Genomic DNA, 18,292 nt, shown 5'->3' with positions numbered 1-18,292 from the left:
ATAAATAATTTAATTATGTCAAAATTAGAAACTGCCACAGAAGTAAAAAAATCGATCCACGCAGAACAGAAACAGTTCAGCTCAAAGGATTTCCATCAGACCTTTGCAAGACCATCCTTTGTTAGAACCTCACACGTCATCCACAAAAATGTTGAAAATGCAGGTATCCACAATCAGTTTTCGGAAGAAAGAAAGCACCCAGTTTTCTTTGTGGACCTGCCAAGCAAAAACGTAAGCATGACCATAGGTGGCCTGTTGCCAGGACAAAAAACTCACAAACACCGCCATACATACGAAACCATTTTGTATGTGCTTGAGGGAAAAGGATCAACGCTTGTAGAAGATGAAATCGTAGAATGGCAAGCAGGGGATGCAGTTTACATTCCATCTTGGGCTTGGCACCAGCACCACAACCTAAGCGAAGTCGAGGCTGCAAAATACATCGCTTGTGAGAATGCCCCGCAACTTCAAAACCTAGGTGTGGCATTACGTGAAGAAGAGGGAAGAGATTTTTAACCTTAAATTGAGATAAGAAATGAATGAAGTACCATTTAAAGGTGTAATTGCATATCCGGTTACACCATTCGACAACAACGAGAATATTGATATCCCACTATTCAGAAAACAAGTGGAACGCTTGATTAGGGTAGGTTCTCACGGCATTGCGCCATTGGGAAGTACGGGTGTCATGCCTTACCTCAGCGATGATGAAAAAGAGTCTTTGACCGAAACCTGCTTACGACAGGTAGCCGGCAGAGTACCAACATTGGTCGGTGTTTCAAACCTTACCACGGAGAAAACTGTTTACCATGCGCAATTTGCCGAAAAAGCCGGTGCCACGGCCGTAATGGTTATCCCTATGAGTTATTGGAAATTGAGCGATGATGAAATTGCAAAACACTATGACACTGTTGCGTCTAAGATTTCCATTCCGATTATGGCCTATAATAACCCTGCCACCAGTGGCGTGGATATGTCCCCAGCACTTTTGAAGCGTTTGTTAGAAATCCCAAATGTTACGATGATTAAGGAAAGTTCAGGCGATATTCTACGTATGCATTCTTTAAGAAAAGAATTAGGCGATGGAGTGGCTTTTTTCAACGGTTCCAATCCCTTGGCATTATCCGCTTTTGCAGCAGGTGCAAGAGGATGGTGTACGGCTGCGCCGAATCTGATACCAGAACTCAATCTAGCTCTTTATGATGCCATACAGGAAAATGATCTTGAAAAAGCACAGCAGGTATTCTACAAACAGGTTGACCTGTTGAAATTCATTGTTGCCAAAGGTTTGCCCCGTTCCATCCAGGCAGGCCTAGATCTATTGGGAGTTGGCGGAGGGGGATTCAAAAGCCCATTGCAACCCCTTGATACAGATGAAGTAGCAGAACTGGACAGGATACTTTCAACAATAGACAATGAAGTATACCAATATTAAATGTCATATAATCAAAGTAAAATGGAAAAAGCAATTTTTTATCACGCAGGTTGCCCTGTATGCATAAGCGCGGAACAGGACATTTTGACCCTCATACCCGAAGGTCAGATTATGGTAATCCATTTGGGTATGGAAAGATCTAAAGTAGACGAAGCGGCGGCATCAGGTGTAAAATCTGTTCCAGCCTTAGTTCTCCCCAATGGGAATGTATTACATATTAACTTTGGGGCTTCCATAGAAGAGCTAAGGTAATAACTATCTATAGCCCGAAGATGTGAATTTTTCGGGCCTATAGTTCATTGTCCACAGCTAAATGATATACCATATGAATCCACATTCAAAAAACAACCATCCAGATGCTAAGACATCGGACAAGGTTAAAGTAACCGTGACCATCAATGGCACCACATACCAAATCCCATGGAATAAGCAGATGCCTTTGCTGTCTGCCATGCTGCATGCTGGGATTGACGCACCGTATTCTTGTGGCAGCGGAAGATGTGGCAGCTGTACTTGTAAATTGGAGAAAGGGGAGGTACGTTTAATGAGCAATTCTGTTCTGTCTGAAACCCACATACAGCAAGGCCTGATCTTGGCCTGTGTAGCAATGCCCATAAGTACGAGGATAAAGATAAATTATGACGAGTTCTAATCGTACTAAAACAACTGTACGGTTACCACTTTTTGGCCTGGACTACCTAATTATCCATAAACTGTACCGCCATGATAAAACGGAGATCGGATACTTTTGAGCAAATATTTAATCTTAATAAAATGGAGATCAACATCAGGAAAGTAGGTCTGGAAGATTTGGACGCTACAGCAGAGTTATTCAATCGCTATCGGGTCTTCTACCGACAGCAAGACGATTATGAAAAGTGCAAAAAGTTCATTCAAGACCGGATGGAAAACGATCAATCCCACATTTTTGTGGTTTATGCCGATGGCACTGCAGTTGGGTTTGTCCAGTTGTACAAACTTTACCATTACATCAAATTGGCCAAGCAATGGCTATTGAGCGATTTGTTTGTTCATCCCGACTACAGAGGCAAGGGCTTTTCGGTAGCGCTGATAGATAAAGCTAAGCAATGGTGCGATGAAACCGGTGCTTGCGGATTGATGCTTGAAACCGAAAAGACAAATGAAATAGGCAACAGATTATATCCACGTTGCGGATTTGAATATGATGCCAACCACAACTATTACTATTGGTGGAAATAAGAAAAGGGGCAAACTTGAGCGGTTTGCCCTATACAAAAAATGCTATTGCGGTTCGAGCAGCAAAATTCCAAAAAATACAAAAATTGAAATGGAAACAACGGATCAACATCAGAGAACTAGAACCTCAAGCAACCAGATCTTATTTGAAATGGAAAAATACCTTTCAAATTTCGATCTGAATATAACAAACAAAGGGGTTGAAAAAATTCGTGCATCCCAAATAAATAAATGTCCCTAGTGCATTAAAGTCCATACCCAAGAGGCACGAATAACAAGGGAAACGGAACAGCCAATCTATGCACTGTCAGCATGGCAAGTGAGTTAACTTTTTACCGTAGCAGAGAAAGCCGTATTGGTGATGGTGGAAGAAGTTAACCATATCGCTGTCCATGGTTGGAGAGATGAAACCTTTCATAATTTGAATGGGTTTGATACAGAAATCAGGTAGTACACCTCATCATCGCGATCAATCAGATCAATTTTTTAAACAGGATTGAAATACGTACCCGAAGGTTTACGTTCAACAGTATGCCCCATTCTGTAAAATGATTTAGAGGGAAAGAGAATGCTTGCCTTTTTTACATTATACCTTTTATTTATGATGATATTATCCACATTCAATGTAGTAACATAAACCAAGCAATTACTGAGTTACAAACAGAAGATTTAGTCATGATACAAGGGGGGTGATTAAAAATAGAAAAAATAAATCCGAAACCTAGGAGTTCTCGTATATAACCTAACGATACATTATAAACAAAAAACAAATAGGTTATGAAAGAAACAACCACTAAACAAGAAGGCTTTATTGAAGAGAATGATCGACAAATAAGCGAGCGATTAGGCAGAAGGAATTTTCTGAAGATTGCCGGAGCCGGTGCTGTTGGGATAGCAGCATTTGGATTGGTCGGGTGCCAGAAAGACGACCACGGACCGGATATGAGCGGTAATGGATTGTATTTCGGTAGCGGCGATATTGCTATATTGAACTATGCATATGCCCTGGAGCAATTAGAGGCAGCATTTTATATAGAGGTCATGAATAAACCCTATATCGGAATCAGCGATTGGGAGACGATGTTATTTAGTGACATCCGTGACCATGAAATTGCCCATCGGGAGTTTTTCAAAACCGCATTAGGAAAGAGCGCTATTGCGAATTTGGAATTCAATTTTTCGGGCATCAATTTCTCCAATCGTGCAAACGTGTTGGCTACGGCCAAGGCTTTTGAAGATTTGGGCGTGTCGGCATATAACGGAGCAGGATGGTTAATCAAGAATGAAGCCTATCTGGTTTTGGCAGGCAAAATTGTCTCGGTGGAAGCTAGACATGCAGCTTTAGTTCGCGATTTAATTGACAACGGTACTTTTGCCAACAGCGAGGTAATTGATAATCAGGGTTTGGACCTTGCCTATAGTCCGACGAAAGTATTGGAAATCGCAGCCCCATTTATTAAATCTAAGATAGATGTAAGAGATTTACCAACCTATTAATCCACTTTAAAATTTATTAAAATGAATTTATTTAACATCTTTGACCAGATTATGCAAGTCGATCCAGAGTTCGACGAGCGAGTGAGCCCTCGTCGCCGGGCGATCCGAAATATGATGTCCTTTGGCAAAAAGGTGAGCATTGCCGCGATGCCCTTTGTACTTAGCGATCTTTTTAAACGTGCCTATGGCCAGGCACCTACCGATGTGAACGGTGTTCTGAACTATGCGCTAACGCTTGAATACCTTGAAGCGGAGTATTATACTAAAGGTGCAGCAGCATCAAATTTAGTGCCCTCAGGCAAACCCGCGGGGGCTATTGCAACCATTCGCAACCATGAAGTTGCCCATGTGGCATTTTTAAAACAGGTACTTGGAGAGAAAGCGGTTTCCAAACCAATATTCGATTTTACAGCTGGAGGTGCTTTTCCCAATGTTTTCAGTAATTATGACACCTTTCTGGCGCTTGCCCAAGCCTTTGAGGACACCGGTGTACGTGCATACAAAGGACAGGCCGGCCTATTAAAGGGTAATCAAGTTGTGTTAACGGCAGCATTGCAGATCCATTCGGCAGAGGCTAGGCATGCCTCCCATATCCGACAGATGCGCAAGGCCAGAGGAGGAGCTGCAGCCGATCAGAAACCGTGGATAACAGGAGCAAACGATTCAGGCATAGGCGCTGCCGTAGATCCAGTTTATGCGGGGGAAGATAACAAAGTTCAGGCTGATGTGGATATAACAATGTTGCCAGGAATAGGTGGTAAAATTTCCACTGCCACTGCGACACAATCGTTTGACGAACCGTTGTCTGCTTCAGCTGTTCTAGATATCGCGAAACTTTTCATAAAATAGTAGGGTTGATTTGATGTAACGGTAAGCCCGTATCGGAAGGTGCGGGCTTTAATTGGTAACATAATAGATTGTGTTATTCTTTGGGATTAAATACGTAATAACATGTACTAAAACATTCAATATGCTAATTTTCTATCATTTTAGCTACCATGGAAAAGTTGTTGGGGATCTGCATAATATTTTTGCACTTTAATTTGTTAGTTGCAATAGCATAAAGAAAATATAACTCACCGCTTATTCCTATGATAATAAACTTTTTGGATTATCAATAGTTTGTGGTAAACTTAAACTTTATAATTTCCTCTCAAATAGAATTGGTTTTCTTTTTATCTACCATTAGTAAGTAGATGTCCTTCAGTTCTGTTGAGTTTTTCGAGAATATTCCATAAACATCAATATCTTCTAGGACCAAATAAATCCTCATAAATTAAAAAAGCTTATGGATTTTTCTATAGACCTAAACGTTTTACAATTTTCTAAATTGACCATAATGTTTAAATTAATTTTTTCTGTGAACTGGTTATCATTTACCCGGTAATTTTTGCTGACTAAATATTTCCCATCACATACATTTCTGTAAGGGTCGGTACTAAACTGCCTCCTTCATTTTCCAATGTTATTGCAAAAGCCTCTGCCTTGTCAATATGGTGCATTTTCACCATGGAATGATCATTGGAAAGAGGGAGTAGTCCTGCATCAACTGGCTGACCATCAACAATAGCCCAAAGTTGGTACTGTTTTCCTGAAGGTACCAGGGGGAGGTTTGATACAGATAAAAAAACATCGGAAGTTTTAGTGTCCCAAAAGAGAACCGCTTTGGCCTCAGGATACTTTTCAATACCATGCAAGGTGATGGTCTCAACCGAAGGGCGTTGTATTATTTGCCAACGTTCGTTTACATCTTTCAACTTGTCTAGGGATTCTTGATTTGAAGAAATTGCTTGTTGCATTTTTTCTAGATCTCTTTCCCTATAGTTCAAGAGTAGAATGTTCGAGGCTAAACTTAGGATTAATAGGACTGAAGCTGCTATGGTCAATGGCATCCATCTTTTTGTTCCCAAATTCGGAAGAGTATTTCTCTTTTCCATTTCTTTGCCTTCAATCTGAGTATTGCCGTTGACGGTATCAGAGAGAGTGGCTTGCTCCTCCACTGTTAATGTGGACAATCGATCCCATATCGATGGTTTAATATCTTCATGGGGAGCAATGGCTTCATTGCTAGCCAGATCTTCCAGGAGTAATTGCACATCAAGAATCGCCTGTTGGACTTCTGGTGAATTTTTACGTATGCATTCCAGGATGCCCACTTCCTCCTCGGTGGCGAGCCCCAAAACGTATGATTCAATAATCCCAGACGATATGTATTCCTTAATGTTCAAATCTATTATTGTTCTTTCAAAATCTCACGTAACTGAATTAAAGCCGACCTTACCCTTGTTTTCACCGTACCTAGCGGGATATGAAGTTGGTCGGCGATTTCTTGCTGCGAATAACCGTGATAATATGCCATTTCAATGAGCTTTCTCCACTCAGGTTTTAATTTATCCAGCACGGTACCAAAACCAATATAATCAGACTTATCAGCTTGGTCAGTACTCGCAAAAATATGACTTTCTTTATTATTTACGATATCTGGAAATGATTGGTTTTTTTGTTCGTTCTGAACACCCTTTGATCTAAGGTAGTCCAGGGAAGCATTGCGTGCAATGTTTATCATCCAGGTATACAGCCTGCCTTTGTCCTGATTAAATAAGTCGACGTGCTTCCATATTTTGACAAACACATCCTGTATTACCTCCTCTGCATATTCTTTATGTATTACAATGCGGATTATGATACCGTATAATGCGCCTGCATAATTATCGTATAGATAATTAAACGCACGCCGATCTCTTTTCTTCAATAAATCGATTAGTGTATCTTCAGATAAGTGCTGTATTGGACTCAAGTGGTATATTCTATACGCGAAATCGAATATACAAAAATATAATTGAATGTGATCCTTTTTCCAATAGAGGTTAATAATGGATTGTTCAATGGGCACAGGATTTGAGCCCCGGAGAAAAAAAAACACTACCCCGGCAGCAGTGAATAGATTGTGTTTAATTTAGAATGAACCTCAATAAAATTATTGCATACAACAAGCTTTACCTCAGGAATGTTGAATATGGGATAGCTCATTATCCACCAATGGAGAGGATTGGTAACTTGAGATAACTAGGTGGGTAAGTCCCGATTAAGCCGTAGAATTGGTAAAGCAGGTTTCACCATTGGAATAGCTGAAAATTATAGAGTTAATGAAGAAAAGCCTGTTAAGTGCGGAAAAGTGGAAATTTAGAAAATGCATCTGGTTGCTCAAAGATCTTCAGCTTCATATTATCTTTTCAAACATTCCCAATGTTGACATCCAGGAGCTGGCTATGGGAATGAGTGGAGTCCGGGAAATTGCTATAGAAGAGGGAGCTATGATCATAAGGATAGCTACGGCTATTTTCGGAGATAGGGGCACAGCGGACAGTTATTATAGTAAGGAAAAAATACACACAAAATAGTTAGGAAATAACCAACGTCATTTTTTGGGCACAGGAACTGCAAAGCGCCAAGTGGCTATTGTCATGTCAAAAAGCGTTTGCATCATTCAACCTGAAAATAAATAGTATATTCATAATGCTCTGCATCCGGATGGGTCGAGTTTTCATCAATCCTGTGGTCATGATACTCAATGTAGATATATCCTTGTTGCTCCCTTAGTTCCTCCTGGATATTACGTATCATTCGTCTGATGCAGCCTGAGTTCTGGCCTTTATCCATTAATTCTTTGGAAAGCCTAAAGCTGGCTGTAATGGTCTGTCTCATTTCGAATAATAGAACAATCCAGAATTGATTTAGTTAGCCGTATAAAAATAATGTCCTTTTAAATAGGTGGAAGGTATGTTACTTTTATTCTTTTTAAATACCTGTTGCTTTCATAGCAGCTATTTAGCGTGAAAAAAAGAATACTAAAATATAAATTAAGTTTATATATATAGGTTTTCATATTTTTAGAAATGACCAATTTTTCTCAAGGACCTTTTATGGGAATTTTGAACTTATGGACCATCAAAATTTTTGCAGGTCGCTTCAATCATCAGCATACATGGTAAACTTTATCTAGCTAGCCTGATCCCTGTAAACTGCCAGCGCTTGTCTGAATGAAAAAAATTGCGGTACGTATTTCGGCTATGGCCTTTTGGGGTGGCTACCGAGGCCCCACGCAGTACCATCTGATTGACCATGAATTTGCCATTGTATTCACCCACGGCACCTGTCTGTTTCTTAAATCCGGGATACGGTAGATACGCACTTGCGGTCCATTCCCAACATTCCCCCCATTGAAGGTTTTCAGAAGCTATTTCCCATTCCGCCTCGGTCGGAAGCCTCATCCCTTTCCATGAGGAATAGGCGGATGCTTCAAAAAAATTGATATGGCATACTGGGCCATCCAGGTCAACCTCACGGATTCCTGACCATCCGTAATTCATCCATCTACCATCTATTAGGTGCCAATATAATGGTGCTCTGGCCCCTGTTTTTTTTACCCAATCCCAACCCTCTGAGTGCCAGTACTGGAAATCGGTATACCCACCACTCGTCATAAATTGTAAATATTCCCCATTGGTAACAAGTCTGTTTGAAATTTCATATTGATTTAGATAGATCCGATTTCGTCCCAGCTCATTATCAAAACAGAACCCTGTTTCATTAAACCCTAACTCATAGATCCCTTCTTTTATACTGATCATGGATGGGGGTCCATTGTTGCCCTTTACTGAGATTGCTTCATCGGAATAGGAAGGGAACAGGGGATTGTGACCCAAAATATACTTAATGTCTGTCAGCAATAACTCCTGATGCTGCTGTTCGTGGTTGAGTCCGAGTTCAATCATATCCAATATGTCTTGGCTCAAATCGCCAATTCCCATTAAAGCGAGCATCTTTCCATCCACATATTCACGGTAACGATATATATCTGCAACAGATGGTCGGCTCAGGTTTCCTCTATCGGTGCGGATGACCCTTGCTCCCAAGGTTTCGTAATAGCTATTGAACACAAAATTATACTGCGGGTCAAAGAGTTGGTAGGAGGGGGAACTTGCTGCAAGAATAAAAGTCTCGAAAAACCACGTGGTATGTCCCAAGTGCCATTTTGGGGGGCTCACATCATCTATAGGCTGAACGACATAATCCTCGATTTCCAGAGGAGCGCATAATTGTACAGTATACATCCGGATATCCATAAATTTAGCCTGTTGCTCCTGGGGGCTGTTTTTTTTTAATGTAGTCATAGTTTCTTTCTTAATAATCACTTTACTTGCCAAACTGCATCAACGAACCAGTTTTTCCCGTCTTTTAAAATCCCTAAAGAATTAAACCCGGCGGACTTGGCTAGTTGCTCAATTTCCGTTTGAGAGAATTTCTGTGATACCTCCATATAGGTAAGTTCATTTTCAGAGAAATGTATAGTTTGGTCCGCAAGAGTGACCTCTTGATCGACCAGACTGACCAGGTAACTCCTGCACGCTCCACTTATTGGATCATAGTGCTGATAATGCTGGAACTGACTCATGTCGAAATCCGCCCCCAATTCGTTGTTGATGCGGGCCAGTAGGTTGAGGTTGAAGGCAGCTGTGATGCCGGATTTGTCGTTATATGCACCTAGTATGGTTGCAGGGTTTTTCCTTAGATCGAATCCGATGACCACTACATCGCCCTTGTTCAGTGTCGTATTGAGCCGCTTACAAAACACATGGGCTTCGGCGAGCTCCATATTTCCAATATTACTTCCCAGAAACAGCACTATCTTTTTCCTTGCTGAGAGTGAGCTTGCTCTGTCCAGCATCTCAAAATATTCACCTTCCATTGGTAAGATATCTATGCTGGGTATTTCGGTTCTTAGATTTTTATCGAGTACTGAAAGAATATTTCCTGATATGTCAATAGGCACATAGGTGAAATCCATCCCTTGTTCCACAAGATACCTCAGGAGAAAACGGGATTTTCGGGCGTCGCCTGCTCCAAGTTCGATCAGGTCAATGGGATGTTGCAAACCTGCTGTGGCTATATTGGCCAGTTCAGAGGTCTTATTGGAAAATATGTCCAGTTCACATCTTGTCAGATAGTATTCCGGCATGCCCATTATCTGTTGAAAAAGGTTATCTCCGTTGCTATCGTAAAAATACTTAGAAGAAAGCTTCTTGGGATTAACGCTCAGACCCTTGACGACATCCACATAAAATTTCCCCAGGCCATCGGGTCTACGTTCTTTTGCTGAAATTTTTACAGACTGTTTTAACTCCATATCATGTCTTTTAAGTTTTGGTTAGTCCCATTATTCCATTCCCACTCTCTACGCTCCAATAAACACTGGATTCAAATGTTTATCAGCTATGGGATTACGCATGAACATGGAGCGTCCCATATTCGAGGCCTCCCATAAATGGCTTCAGGAATTTACCTTCCAAAGGTAAGTGCATCGATATTAAGGTAAGTGCAGCATTTCGTTGTTAAGAATTAAGATGTTTCGATCGATATTACATCATGTCAGATTCCAACTGTACAAAACCATTATTTATTAGGACAAAATTTTGGGCAAATAGTTTTTATAAAGATTGAACATGTACAAGATTATCAATACCAACTGCTTTACAGTGCTGCCCCTAAAGATGGACATGGTTTCTGGTTTTAAACCTGGCACCTTTGTACCTTACCCATGATAAACTAGGTGAAAAAAATCGAAAATGTTATTGTAATACCAGCTCCAACAAACCAATATTTCAGTATGATAAAGTAATTCAACTCATTCTCTATCCAACCATAATTCAGTATGAAATTTGGAGAGATAGCCAAAAAAAACCAAGATCTAGTGGAACTCTGGTCATTCTCAAGTGTGCACTTTATTGCCTTCCATTGAACTACTGAAGAGGCTGAAAAAGTAGGGAAAGAATTTAAGGTCAATTCGGTTCCAGAAGTAATCAAGTTTTTATCCATAATCAATAGAATAAGGATGAACCTTCCAAGATAGCGGTAACATCCCAATTTCAAGCTTTAAGTAAAAACATCGGAATAATAATTAAGGGAATGAAATAAAATTGGAAACAGATGGATCAATTACCTTTCAAGATGAGAGCAGTAACCATGATCAAAAAGATATCAATGAATCAAAGGCGCTTTGGTCAGAATTTCATTCCTAACCTCAGAAAATGATCAGCCTGGCAAATGAAGTTATGAAATAAGTTCGAATGTATGGTCATAAAATTAAGGGATTAAGGCCGCATAAGTGTGGAGTTTCCATTAATAATTTTCGATGGGATATTACCCCTAAAACAAGTAAAAGAAGCCTGTATTGAATCCCTTTGGATAGGATAAATGGTTAAGGAGGCTAAAGTCCCTGGGTATATTGATCGAAATGAGGATTTCACTGCCCGAAATTTATTTTGCTATTTATCCAACCTTTTGCTTTCTAAAGGTTACATTATGAGGAAGCACAATTCTAGATCCTGTTTCCATCGTTTAGTGCCCTGAAAATAAATCAGGGAAAATATCATAAATATTAATAGCTATGAACAGGAAAAATTCAAGCAGAAGCAATTCGAGAAGTTCTTCAACAGGGAACCGGGAACATTCAATGGAAGACATCTATCAGTTGGGATATAGCCATGGATTCCGTGATGCATCCAATGATGAAGATTATGATGATGATTTCGATGAAGACGATTTCGATGATTATGATGACGAAGATTACGATGAGTATGATCGCGATTATGATGAAGAGGATGAAGACGAAGATGAAGACTCAGACGGCAGAGGCTCAAATAGAAGGAGGGACAGTGACGGACGGTTCACCTCTGGAAGCTCACGGTCTTCATCCGCAAGAGGTAGAAATAGTTCGGGAAGTTCGGGAAGGGGCAATTCCGGCCGCGGTTCCTCATCTAGAGGTCGTTCGAGCTCGTCCAGCTCTTCATCCGGTTCTGGGTCATCGAGAGGCTCCAGCTCCGGCACCAGTAAGCGAGGTTTTGCTTCAATGAGCAAGGCCGAGAGAACTAGGATTGCCCGAATGGGTGGAGAAGCTTCACATGGAGGCGGACGCCGCTCCGGACGTTCTGGAATTGGCGGGAGAAGAAATCCTTAATAAATCCATTTTTTTAACAAGTGCCCCTATTTATTAGGGGCATTTGTAACATAAACGAATAAACAACAGTTATGGCTAAGACAGAATTGCAGCAGAAAGCAAAAAAAGGAACAGATGATTCCAAAACAGACGATAATTCATCAACAATAGCATCATCTAAAAACAACAATAAGAATACACCTTTATATGAGTTCTTTTTATCTGGATTGAAGGATATGCTGTATGCAGAGAGCAAATTGGTAGAGGCACTCCAGGAAATGGAGCAGGCCGCAACGACAGAGGAACTCAAGGATGCTTTTGAAGACCACTACCTCTTGACGAAAAAGCACGTTAGCAGATTGAAGAAAATATTTGAGAGACTTGGCGAAAATGAGGAGAGCAAGGAATGCAAGGCAATGGATGGACTTATTGAAGAAGCCAGGGAAATTATCAAATCAACTCAAAAGGGTTCGGTCACACGTGACGTAGCTTTGATCATCGCTGCCCAAAAAGTTGAACATTATGAAATTGCAACATATGGAGGTCTGGCACAGATAGCCATTACGTTGGGACTTGATAAAATTGCTGATATCCTCGAAAAGACATTGCAGGAAGAGGAAGAAACCGACGAAACCTTAACAGATATCGCAGAATCCCATATAAATCCACAGGCAGAAAAGGAAGATTAAAGAGTCAAAAAACAACAATTGGTTCATTTTTCACGCTATATCTAAACGTCCATTCGCAAGAATGGACGTTTACCTTATTAAAAGATTTTGATTTATTAATTTTCTAAAAACAATTCCTCAACATAGCGGGTTAGGTTTATGACATTTTTATATTAATACAGATTCTTGTTGTTTTGTCAGATTCAATAATATATTATGGAAACTCCATTGCCTATAAAGGATTTAATATTATTCAGGTTATATACTGGTAAACCAATCTTTGAATTGGAAATTTTCGAAAATTTTAAAGAGGATCTAACATTTCTTCTGGAGGAGAAAATGATCGTTCCATTAAATAAATATATACAATTTGATTATCCTTATGACTTTGAGCTTACCGAAAGGGGTTTAAAGCATCTTTTTAGGTAATCTATGTTTGAAACCGCATAAAGTCTATTTTCCTGTTTTCCAATGTGGACTGTCAACTGGTTTGGATTCTGGTGAGCCTTTTTGACGAAGAAAAATTGTTAATATAACTATTGAAGCAACCGATAGAAATTCGCTTTGCCAGTTCTGAAAAGTTTCGAACCAAAAAGTGGGTTCAGACAAATATTCACTTATCGATATGTAGGGCTTACCTTCCAGTGCATTCTCCTCCATTTTCCCCTTATAACTGCCGAATAAATGTAATCCCCAAGATGCTATAAAAAGAATCAAAAACGCAATAGAAAGTGAGTGTTTGTATATTAAGAGTCTCCATCCGCCACTTTTCACTGGCGCTGGAGCGCCTGGTCTGTAAATGGGTTCCCGATCCACCTCTTCTTTTTTGTCGATTTCCTTTGATTCAGCTGATCCAACTTGGCGAAGGAAAATAGTAAGTATAACATAAAGCGCCATCTGAAGGAATTCGCTTTGAAAATTTTCAAATGTCGCTGATATAAAATGGCCAGAAAATAAATAATCACCAAATAAAAGTTCCTTCCCATGTTTTTGATATTCACTAACACTTTCCTTCCAACCAAAGTAAATCTGACCAATCAGGGCCAACAAGAACAAAGAAATAAACACGATTGATAATGAATTCCTGTAAAAAAAACTTCTATTTGCTTTCATTTACATTATTAGATATATATAAGGAACATTTAGATCAATAATTGGTTTAGGCAACTTTTATTTTTTGATAAGCTGGCTGGTTAATGGTATAAAAAAATCCCCTCGGATAGGGAGGGGATTAAAACTCAACAAATATATTCAACATTAGATTTTATTAAGATAAAGCTTGAATTTCCCTTTTACTACATCAAATCCCTCGTCTTCCGCAAACGATGGAATCGTGAATTCAAAAGTGCCTTCAATATCCTCAGCTCCATTTTCTTTCTTTGTTATTTTGGTAAAATAGACCTTACCATCACCAAAAATGTATTGAGAATAATCTAAGTATGGATTATATCTAATAAATGAAAGGTTCTCCCTTTCGTTAATTGATATATAATCGTCCATTTTATTAATTATCTGTTTCCCTGGGAGTGATCTGATAACATACTCATGGTTCAGAAGGATCTCCTTACCGACAGGAATCTTTACAAAGATAGTATGTATGGGAGATTCTTTTGAACCTTTCTTTTTCAAGGAAGCATGTAATGTAATATACCTAACTCCATTTGCATATTGGGGCAGGTTATGATAATTATAATCAAATTTTGGCCCACTGCGATAGTTCAAGTCAAATGCCCTTCCTTGTTGAATAAAGGTTTCTCCATTATAAGATATTTCGACATACCTATCATCTGGCAGGGGATTTCCTTCTTTGTCGCAGCTATTGAAAAAAATGGTTGATAGTAATAATAGAAAAAGTGTAAAGGTGGTGAATGCTTTATTTTTCATTTTAGATCTGGTTTCTGGATGAAACGAAACCTTTATCTTGAATGCTACATAGGAAAACTGTTTTTTTTGAATTACAATAATAAAAAATTCTATTCCCATTAAAGAAAGGTGAGAAACAAAAAAAACTCGGTGTAGAGGGTTATATTTCTGTATTGTCTTTGATTCAATGATTTTTTGTCATCCACTTTATCAACATAGACCGGAAGGCTAATTTTCTTAATTGATATTAGGAATCAATTTTATCTAAAAATTCAAACTGTAGGAAATAAAAACAGGCCCACTATGTCGAAGAAACGAAGGCTCCGGATAAAGGTGCGTTATTCGTCAACAAAATAGGTTGGCCTTTGGGTTAGTCCTGATCGCTTGGTGGTCCCTTGGTATCGGAATGAAGGGGTCAAGGTCAGGGGGAAATGGTCTAAAGTGACAAACCTGTGAGTTTTCACAGGAGCGTTATCCACACACATGTTCATCAGAAGTCTCCAATCAGGTGGGCGCGACCGTCAAGGGAAGATTGGCAGAAAAGAGCTCTATGCGCCACGATTATGAGGATGAAATCTATACCGACCGAATATCTCACATCTTACTACATCCTGGACAGGTTGGATTAAATCTGGAAGAAATTGACCTCTAAGTGGCAGAAAGGATTCTTGAACAATAATATCATACTTACAACACAAGGCTGATCAAAGGCATAAACGATGCATTTGTTTCCTAGGGATGGTTCAACGATTTTGTGCATTGGCACAGGTAGCTGACAGCTACGGCAGGCATCCAGTTATTAGAGCATCTCTAGCCGCTAATTTTCGGTACTGTAGGAGGCAGCAAGGCTCGGTCTGCCGGATTATGGGTAGCTCTGGAATATGATTGGATCAGGAAGATTACCAGAACGGTGAGGGAGGGTGTCATAGATGGCAAATCATATCTAATGGCTTATTATGGCGATGTTTTCATAAATATTAGATTAGCTGGTGTTGGCAAAAATTCCTTTACTGCACGATCAAGCAACCATTGCCCTTAATATTGACCTGAGAGGTATTCCAGTGTATAAATTGCTCTGAATGAGGCCGATTTGATCCATCTAAGTAACAGTCAATTTATTGTTGACATGTCTTTCTTGGTAGGGTAAAATGGCTTCAATCCCGTTGTCCTTTCTCTAGCCACATCTCCGGTTATAAAAATTTCAGCACGCCTGGCAAAGTCTCAAATGTTTTCCGGGTGGTCACTTCAAACGTACCAACTAAAGCTTTCCTGTTCACCTGGTATTTTTCCGACAAATGACCGTGTATAAAGCGACCCATATTTTAAGGACGTCATTTGACTTCATCGGATTGATCGGGACAAGAATTGGTTTGGTCATTAAATGGGGAGCAAGTATTTTGATAAGGGTATAAAAAAGCCCCTCAACTATGAGTGGTTGAGGGGTGCACTTATTAACCGAGAAACGACATGCGTGGTGCCGTTAACGCAATAAAGGTAATAAATTAAAATTACCAAGCACCTATTTTGGAAGGGGCTGATATAAAAATATGATGGTGCGGGAACATGAAACAAAAAGCCCAGCATCATAAGTCACTGGGCATATCGCTAATTGTTTGGATTCTTAAAAATCCGCCCCAAAATAATAAAATATTATAAAAAGTCCAACATATAGACTGCTGGGCTCGGAATACGAAATCCTTCTAATTGGGATAGAATGGTGTAATGAAGTTACAAATTAAAAACAAAAGCCCAGTAACAGGAATTACTGGGCTACCTAAATTAAACCTTATGAAGGGTTTGCTTGCCTGAAGATTAAAGATAGGGATTAAATATAAGAAACCCAACGGCATCCTGCCGCTGGGTTAAAAATCACGCCCCGGGAAGTACCCGGAATGGGCAAAAATAACAAAAATAAATATGGTTCAGAGTATAGATAAAGACAAAAAACCCAATGGATTTCCCCTATCCATTGGGCATGTCTTATCAATAAACTATCTATGATTGATTTAAAGTTAAGCAAAAGATCTTAAAAATAATAAACCCAATAACGAATTCGTCATTGGGTATACTATCTATGAAAACATCCTACTTTGGGGAAGTAGAACATAAGTTCTTAAATATAGAGAATAAAAAATAAAAAGCCCAATAGCTACTATCTATTGGGCTAAATAGTTATAATTTATAAAGCTGAGGAAATAAATATAAAATTAATTAGTGGAAAAATGAAATCAGGTGAAAAGGAAATAAAATAAAAAGGAAGGAGAGAATTAATGATCTGCTACGAATAATGGGGGCCAATCCAGATCTGATAGAAACATAAGAGTTCTATTTTCCAACTGCATTGAAAGACTTCAAAGTTCGCGGTTTCTGGGGATTGGCAAAGATTATTCACTAACCTTCCTCTTAGCAGTGAGGAAGCGTGTTAAAGGCGGAACGAACGTACTACAGGACAGGTTCAATAAAACAGCTAATTACACAAGAATGGTGAATTAACGTTGCGAAATGACAATTGCCCAAATGGAGAAGGTCCAATTATGAATGGCAATAATTTAGGGTAAAATGTTTTACAAGTTTAACTACTAAAAAGATATAACAATTATAAACCATGATAGGAACGGCATGGATAAATAGAAGGGATAAAATCACTAGAAAAGTTTTTCTCACGAGGAACCAGTAAGTTTAACCAGCTTTTTTTTAAGAAAATACCAATTGTAAAATAAAGCAGCGAATGTTAGAAAACTACTTCAGCATTGAACGAGAATTACCACTCTAATCCATGAAATTCCAATACACACAAAATATCCCCGGACAAATGACCTGTCCGGGGAAAGATACTATGGTTGGATGAACGTTTTGGACAGCAGGGGTTGTTTCTTTGTCACTAGAGCAAAATCCAATATGAAATATACCCTAGTGAAAGCCACCAAGAGCGAAGAGCTTCTCGCTAATGGGATTATTGAGGATCAGCTCATTGAGCTTGACGGCCTTGCCAACGCTATGCAGAAAAGAGAATGCGGCTTGTGCGTGTTTTGGACAGCATCAAAAACGTGGAATATGAATTCTTGAACAACAATTTCTCTTGGAAACCAACAACCGTAGCAGCTCTTTACAAAGAACGTTGGGAAATTGAATCTTTCTTTAAACAATTCAAACAGCGACTTAAGGTCACCAGCTTCGTGGGTACATCCGAAAATGCAGTATACATCCAGATATGGACAGCCTTGATCGGAATACTACTCTTTAAATACATTCAGAAGAGGGCAAAATACAATTGGAACCTGTCAAATCTTGTCAACTTTATAAAGCTGAACATTTTCGTTAAAATTGATCTTTGGAAATGGGCCGATGATCCATTTATTTCAGGTAAACCACCTGATAAAAAGGGTCAATTTCAACTCTTTTAATCCAAAAGATAGGATTACTTTTTAAAAACTTAGACAAATATTCTTTATTCTAAAATCAAGACAGGTTTTTTATGCATCAGATTTTATTTAGAACAGTACTGCTCCAATATCCTTTAAATTCTCCATGATTTCAGTCGATTTTTTGCGCCTAGTTAATTATATGTTATAATGAAGCTTTTCACCTCCTCAACCAAATGAATACCCCTTTCTT

The 18,292-nt window shown here is 39.2% G+C and carries 20 protein-coding genes; 13 read left to right on the top strand and 7 right to left on the bottom strand.

From position 1 onward, the window contains the following. Positions 1–15: 15 nt before the first annotated feature. The 8 genes from ACK2WI_RS04145 to ACK2WI_RS04110 all read left to right on the top strand — a co-directional run bounded on the left by ACK2WI_RS04145 (position 16) and on the right by ACK2WI_RS04110 (position 4,999). Complete coding sequence (locus ACK2WI_RS04145; RefSeq protein ID WP_185211800.1) at positions 16–516, top strand: cupin domain-containing protein; 501 nt, start codon at positions 16–18, stop codon at positions 514–516. A 19-nt stretch (positions 517–535) separates the two neighbouring features. Then, positions 536–1,435 carry a dihydrodipicolinate synthase family protein gene (locus tag ACK2WI_RS04140; protein ID WP_313368260.1) on the top strand — a complete coding sequence of 300 codons (900 nt, stop codon included), beginning with the start codon at positions 536–538 and terminating at the stop codon, positions 1,433–1,435. Between the two features lie 129 nt (positions 1,436–1,564). Next, the gene (locus ACK2WI_RS04135; protein WP_261771996.1) at positions 1,565–1,687 is read left to right on the top strand and encodes a hypothetical protein; all 123 of its coding nucleotides are present in this window, start codon (positions 1,565–1,567) and stop codon (positions 1,685–1,687) included. Between the two features lie 73 nt (positions 1,688–1,760). Next, positions 1,761–2,087 (top strand): 2Fe-2S iron-sulfur cluster-binding protein, encoded by a 327-nt coding sequence (locus tag ACK2WI_RS04130; protein WP_409149885.1) that lies wholly within the window; start codon positions 1,761–1,763, stop codon positions 2,085–2,087. A 122-nt stretch (positions 2,088–2,209) separates the two neighbouring features. Further along, positions 2,210–2,656: a GNAT family N-acetyltransferase gene (locus ACK2WI_RS04125; protein ID WP_185217277.1), complete on the top strand. Its 447-nt coding sequence runs from the start codon at positions 2,210–2,212 to the stop codon at positions 2,654–2,656. Next, positions 2,619–2,894 carry a hypothetical protein gene (locus ACK2WI_RS04120; RefSeq protein ID WP_409149932.1) on the top strand — a complete coding sequence of 92 codons (276 nt, stop codon included), beginning with the start codon at positions 2,619–2,621 and terminating at the stop codon, positions 2,892–2,894. The genes ACK2WI_RS04125 and ACK2WI_RS04120 overlap by 38 nt, the downstream gene beginning before the upstream one ends. A 536-nt stretch (positions 2,895–3,430) precedes the next feature. Next, positions 3,431–4,150 carry a ferritin-like domain-containing protein gene (locus tag ACK2WI_RS04115; RefSeq protein WP_409149884.1) on the top strand — a complete coding sequence of 240 codons (720 nt, stop codon included), beginning with the start codon at positions 3,431–3,433 and terminating at the stop codon, positions 4,148–4,150. Between the two features lie 147 nt (positions 4,151–4,297). Further along, complete coding sequence (locus tag ACK2WI_RS04110) at positions 4,298–4,999, top strand: ferritin-like domain-containing protein (RefSeq protein WP_409149883.1); 702 nt, start codon at positions 4,298–4,300, stop codon at positions 4,997–4,999. A gap of 548 nt (positions 5,000–5,547) precedes the next feature. Here the strand turns inward: ACK2WI_RS04110 and ACK2WI_RS04105 are convergent. Next, the gene (locus ACK2WI_RS04105) at positions 5,548–6,378 is read right to left on the bottom strand and encodes an anti-sigma factor domain-containing protein (protein ID WP_409149882.1); all 831 of its coding nucleotides are present in this window, start codon (positions 6,376–6,378) and stop codon (positions 5,548–5,550) included. 5 nt (positions 6,379–6,383) lie between these two features. Next, complete coding sequence (locus tag ACK2WI_RS04100; protein WP_236736445.1) at positions 6,384–6,902, bottom strand: RNA polymerase sigma factor; 519 nt, start codon at positions 6,900–6,902, stop codon at positions 6,384–6,386. Between the two features lie 394 nt (positions 6,903–7,296). On the opposite strand from ACK2WI_RS04100, the gene ACK2WI_RS04095 reads away from it, so the two are divergent. Next, complete coding sequence (locus tag ACK2WI_RS04095) at positions 7,297–7,551, top strand: hypothetical protein (RefSeq protein WP_409149881.1); 255 nt, start codon at positions 7,297–7,299, stop codon at positions 7,549–7,551. 82 nt (positions 7,552–7,633) lie between these two features. On the opposite strand, the gene ACK2WI_RS04090 is transcribed toward ACK2WI_RS04095, so the two are convergent. From ACK2WI_RS04090 to egtD, 3 genes are all read right to left on the bottom strand, one after another. Further along, positions 7,634–7,855: a hypothetical protein gene (locus ACK2WI_RS04090; RefSeq protein ID WP_409149880.1), complete on the bottom strand. Its 222-nt coding sequence runs from the start codon at positions 7,853–7,855 to the stop codon at positions 7,634–7,636. Between the two features lie 290 nt (positions 7,856–8,145). Beyond that, the gene (gene egtB / locus ACK2WI_RS04085; RefSeq protein WP_409149879.1) at positions 8,146–9,324 is read right to left on the bottom strand and encodes an ergothioneine biosynthesis protein EgtB; all 1,179 of its coding nucleotides are present in this window, start codon (positions 9,322–9,324) and stop codon (positions 8,146–8,148) included. Between the two features lie 17 nt (positions 9,325–9,341). Further along, complete coding sequence (gene egtD / locus ACK2WI_RS04080; protein ID WP_409149878.1) at positions 9,342–10,337, bottom strand: L-histidine N(alpha)-methyltransferase; 996 nt, start codon at positions 10,335–10,337, stop codon at positions 9,342–9,344. Between the two features lie 1,260 nt (positions 10,338–11,597). On the opposite strand from egtD, the gene ACK2WI_RS04075 reads away from it, so the two are divergent. From ACK2WI_RS04075 to ACK2WI_RS04065, 3 genes are all read left to right on the top strand, one after another. Next, entirely contained in the window at positions 11,598–12,167 is a 570-nt protein-coding gene (locus ACK2WI_RS04075) for a hypothetical protein (RefSeq protein ID WP_409149877.1), read from the top strand. A 71-nt stretch (positions 12,168–12,238) separates the two neighbouring features. Then, complete coding sequence (locus ACK2WI_RS04070; protein WP_409149876.1) at positions 12,239–12,835, top strand: DUF892 family protein; 597 nt, start codon at positions 12,239–12,241, stop codon at positions 12,833–12,835. A 195-nt stretch (positions 12,836–13,030) separates the two neighbouring features. After that, positions 13,031–13,243: a hypothetical protein gene (locus ACK2WI_RS04065; RefSeq protein ID WP_409149875.1), complete on the top strand. Its 213-nt coding sequence runs from the start codon at positions 13,031–13,033 to the stop codon at positions 13,241–13,243. A gap of 24 nt (positions 13,244–13,267) precedes the next feature. On the opposite strand, the gene ACK2WI_RS04060 is transcribed toward ACK2WI_RS04065, so the two are convergent. Together ACK2WI_RS04060 and ACK2WI_RS04055 are read right to left on the bottom strand one after the other, a co-directional pair. Beyond that, a complete protein-coding gene (locus ACK2WI_RS04060; RefSeq protein WP_409149874.1) occupies positions 13,268–13,927 on the bottom strand; it encodes a DUF6766 family protein in 660 nt (219 codons plus the stop codon). Between the two features lie 144 nt (positions 13,928–14,071). Then, positions 14,072–14,797, bottom strand: a complete 726-nt coding sequence (locus ACK2WI_RS04055) for a hypothetical protein (protein ID WP_185211805.1) — start codon at positions 14,795–14,797, stop codon at positions 14,072–14,074. 2,891 nt (positions 14,798–17,688) lie between these two features. Here ACK2WI_RS04055 and ACK2WI_RS04050 point away from each other — a divergent pair. Continuing rightward, entirely contained in the window at positions 17,689–18,081 is a 393-nt protein-coding gene (locus tag ACK2WI_RS04050; RefSeq protein ID WP_409149873.1) for a transposase, read from the top strand. Positions 18,082–18,292: the final 211 nt, after the last annotated feature.

Source organism: Sphingobacterium sp. BS-2 (genome assembly GCF_046161205.1).
GTDB classification, from domain to species: Bacteria; Bacteroidota; Bacteroidia; order Sphingobacteriales; family Sphingobacteriaceae; genus Sphingobacterium; species Sphingobacterium mizutaii.
Note: the sequence above shows the minus strand (reverse complement) of the source record. Positions and strands in the feature narration are given on the sequence as shown.